Origin of the sequence: Streptomyces sp. NPDC057654, from assembly GCF_042800135.1 — a bacterium.
Taxonomy (GTDB): Bacteria; Actinomycetota; Actinomycetes; order Streptomycetales; family Streptomycetaceae; genus Streptomyces.
Map to the genome: position 1 here is coordinate 1 of NZ_JBHVHQ010000854.1, position 3,675 is coordinate 3,675.

The window sequence follows — 3,675 nt, forward strand, 5'->3', positions numbered from 1 at the left end:
CCGTCATACAGACAGCGCATGTCGACGCCGTGACCCGGGGCGGTGCTTGCCCACGTGGACGGCCACGATGCCGGTGCGTCCGCCGACGGAGCCGCGGATGTGGTCCCAGGAGCAGACGGTGGCAGTCTTCGCCGATTCCGCGCGCCAGCCCGAGCCCTCGCTGACGCTGACTAGGAAGGGTCGACGGCAGCCAGCACGGGGCCGGCGAACGCCAGCGCGTACTGCACCCCGACGGCCGCCCGCCGCGCTGCGAGGCTCACCACATCGCCGGGCAGGCACAGAGAGAGCAGCCCTACGACAGCAGACAGTCCCATGGACCCCTGGGCCGCACCCGTCAAGGGTCCGCTGGTGCCGTCTCCGCTGTATGCCTGGTGGACAACGACGATGAGGAACACTCCGTAGGCACAGGCGAGCAGCAGGAGACCGAGGCCTGCGAAGACACGCGTTGCCGATGCGGACGGCGCGAACGGGTCGGTTGCTGCGGGCGCGGTGGGGTGCGGATCCGGTGCGGTCATGACTCCAACCCTGGAGCACCCGTGCCGCCCCAACATGGTGGTGCGTACTCATGTCTGCGCAGTGCATGTACTCAGACGTTCTCCGCATGCGCGGCACCCGTCTCCGCCGTGGATGCGGCCTACCACTCGTTGTTGATCGAGTACGTCCGGCAATCTCTCGACTGGGACCGACCCACCACGCCCGCACCTACCGGAGCCAGAGACGCTCGGCGCGTTCGACTGCCCCGGCATCCGGCTGGCGCAACAGGCTTCGCCCCACACGACCAGGGCGACGCACCCCACGTCTGCTTCCGGTGGCCCACGCAGAAAAAGTCTCCGCAGCGGGCGTACGGAACTGATCCCGGGCTGAGAGTGGCGACGCAAGCCCGTCTGCACCACGATGCTCCGATGGACGAGGAGCCGTTGGAAGAGTGGGCACGACGGCGCGAGGAGCGCCGGACCGCATCAAAGGGAAAGTTGCGGGCGGTACCGCTCACCGAGGGCCGGCATCGAGCGGCTCACGTCGAGCCGCATGCTCCACGCGTCATCCAGGAGTGGAAGGGCGAAGAGTGGGCGACCATCGGCGTCGTCAAGGACCTGGCCACAGCGAAGACCCTGCTCCACCCGCCGCAGCCGGTGACAGAGGAACCTGCCGAGCAGGATCACCAGATGCTCGGCCAAGGACGGGGCCGACACCGCCGAACGGCCCCGACTGAGGAAGGGCGCTGACAGCCCGGCGCCATGCAACGGACCCACGCCACGGCAGCGCCGCGCCCAGGAGCGCATCGCCGCCGAAACCACGTGGGCCGTTCCGACCGAGTGCTGCGCCGCTCGTTCTCCCGTGCACCGGGTCGCCGAAATCGCCGCACTCACCCCATCGGCCCGCCCTGCCTCATGCGCCGGACCCTGCTGGCACGGGACAACGCGCAGTATCGCCTGGCCGACCGCGGCCGCCAGGCGATTGCATCCCTCTCTACGCCCCGCAACCGTGCGAGGAGCTGTCCGGAAGGGGTAACGTCCAGCTGCTCCCGGCGAAGACCAACACCCGGTGGACACCTATTGTCCCGCACGCGCACGGCGGACAGGCCGCAGCGGAGGCTGCCAGTACCCGCGCCGGAACTCGGGGCGTGACGGCGGGTTCGAGTTGTCCGCCAGATTGAGGGCATGCTAGGGGAACAGGCATGCCCCCAGGGTGGATGGTGCTGTTGCTGTGTTCACCCTGAACCGGCGGGTTGCCGATAGTGTCCGAGCCTATGAACAGCATCGAACTGCGGGAAGTCGTAGCGGACTTCGGACGCTTGATCCGCCGCGTCGAGGAGACCGGTGAGCGAGTGTGCATCACCAGCGGCGGCAAGCCGGCGGGCATGCTCCTCCCGGCGGCCGAACTGGCCGAACTGGAGCATTTTGCGCAACGGGCCCACGGCGGCTCGAGGCCTCGGCCGACGGTCGGGCAGGAGCCGCCAGTCAGTCCCGAGCAGCAAGGTCCGTACGTGTTATACACCCATCTCGACGGAGTGCGGATGACCTTCACACGGGATTGCGTGACGGTAGCCGAGGTGCGGTCCGTGGAGGAGGTCGCATGGCTGGAGAGCAAAGCGAGGGCCGGCCGTCAGAACTACATGGACCCGAAGCAGACGGCGGCCTTCGAAGAGTTTCTGGCTCACCAGTCTCCGGTGGGTGACGGTATAGCGTGGATCGCCGACAGTTGGAAGGCTCAAGAGCCCTTCACCATCATCGAATTCATCAAAGGCCCAACCCCCGAAGAAGTCGCCCTCGCTTATGGGGCCGACGCTCAAGACATCACAGACGGCCTGCTCCTGCACCAGGTGCAGGAGCACGACACACGCGAAGGCACTGAGGATCTGCCGCGCGTGCTCGTCTTCGGAGAAGCAGCCGGATGGACGTGGCTGGGCTACCACGACTTCGACGACGCCTTCTCTCGCTGTATCAACCCGCCGCCCGCGCAGCAGATTACGCTGACCGCGACCATGGCCAAGGCCATCTATGAGTTCAGCTACTGTAAGGACGGGGAGTATCAAAACCCTGTCCCGACCGAGGACAGCACCGACGTACAACCGGACATGTACGAGATCCGCTGGTACACCCCGGGCGAACGGCCCTTCGCCCCGCATGCGCCGCTGGCCTTCCTCAATGCGTATGTCCGCCGCGCGGAAGAAGAAACTGACTGGACAGACGACGTCACGCTGTTCTTCGCCGGCCTGGAACGAGCCTTCGGCCTATCCCTGCCCCTGGACGCGATCGCATCCGGACACGTTCGCTGCGCCCGTCCCGCCCACGGGTGAACGGACCACGCCCTGCCCGTACAGGCTGCGGGCCAGACCATTGTGGCCCGCCAGCCGTCGGTACAGGCAGTCGCAAGTGACGCGACCCGGCTGACAACCGGGAATATGGGGTGGCGCGCAGTTGGAGACCGAGCCGCTCGCCTTTCCGACCAGCAGAGCGTGAGAGGTCTGAATTCAAACCTCAAGAAGGCGATGATGGACCGCACGGACGGCCGCACCGGGTGGTCCGCCGCGCCGAGCATTGCTGCGACCGTGCCTCAAAATGCTCAAAAGTTCGCGTACCACTCATCCCACTGCGCAATGCTGCATGTGCCGAAGCCCAGCGTGGTCAGCGTATCGTCCAGAGCCGTAGTGAAGTTGGGGAGGTCTCCGTCCGCGACCAGGTCTCTCGCCGGTGCCTCTCACTCATGGAGCGCCGAGTGCGTTGAGAGTCCCGCAGTGCTGTTCGGCCCGTTCTTCAAGCTCCCTGGCCCTCGTGAGAGCGACCTTCCCTTCAGGTGTCGCCACGAACACTGCCTGCTCTTCTCGCAGCGCTCGGGATTTCCGGCCCTTCCGAAGTCGGATTTTCTCTTCCTGAGCGCCCATCCGCTCCCGCTCGGCGACCAGCCAGGGAGGAGGAGCGGCGAGGAGTTCTTTGATCTCGGCTACGGTGTGCGGCCGGTCGGCGCCTGCCCACCGTATCGCTGTGCGACCGCTGATCCGAAGAGCACGGGCGAATTGGTCGGAGGAGAGCAGGGCGTCGTCGTTCATGTGTTGCAGACAGGGGCGACGTCTGGCACTCATGCTTCCAGTGTGCTCCATCGGGGTTCCGTCGGGGAGGCGAAACGCGTGTGCGTACGCTGAGTAGCAGCGATCGAGATCGAAGCCGACCGCTCGCC

At 66.5% G+C, this 3,675-nt stretch carries 4 protein-coding genes; 2 read left to right on the plus strand and 2 right to left on the minus strand.

Annotated elements, in window-relative coordinates:
* Positions 1-170: 170 nt before the first annotated feature.
* A complete protein-coding gene (locus tag ACFU99_RS37180; protein WP_384401141.1) occupies positions 171-515 on the minus strand; it encodes a hypothetical protein in 345 nt (114 codons plus the stop codon).
* Between the two features lie 387 nt (positions 516-902).
* Between ACFU99_RS37180 and ACFU99_RS37185 the strand changes: the two genes are divergently transcribed.
* Together ACFU99_RS37185 and ACFU99_RS37190 are read left to right on the plus strand one after the other, a co-directional pair.
* Positions 903-1,223, plus strand: a complete 321-nt coding sequence (locus ACFU99_RS37185) for a DUF6087 family protein (RefSeq protein ID WP_384401143.1) — start codon at positions 903-905, stop codon at positions 1,221-1,223.
* A 524-nt stretch (positions 1,224-1,747) separates the two neighbouring features.
* Positions 1,748-2,797 carry a type II toxin-antitoxin system Phd/YefM family antitoxin gene (locus ACFU99_RS37190; RefSeq protein ID WP_384401146.1) on the plus strand — a complete coding sequence of 350 codons (1,050 nt, stop codon included), beginning with the start codon at positions 1,748-1,750 and terminating at the stop codon, positions 2,795-2,797.
* Between the two features lie 405 nt (positions 2,798-3,202).
* Here ACFU99_RS37190 and ACFU99_RS37195 read toward each other — a convergent pair.
* On the minus strand, positions 3,203-3,675 hold a 473-nt coding region (locus ACFU99_RS37195; RefSeq protein ID WP_384401149.1), incomplete at its 5' end, for a DUF5997 family protein.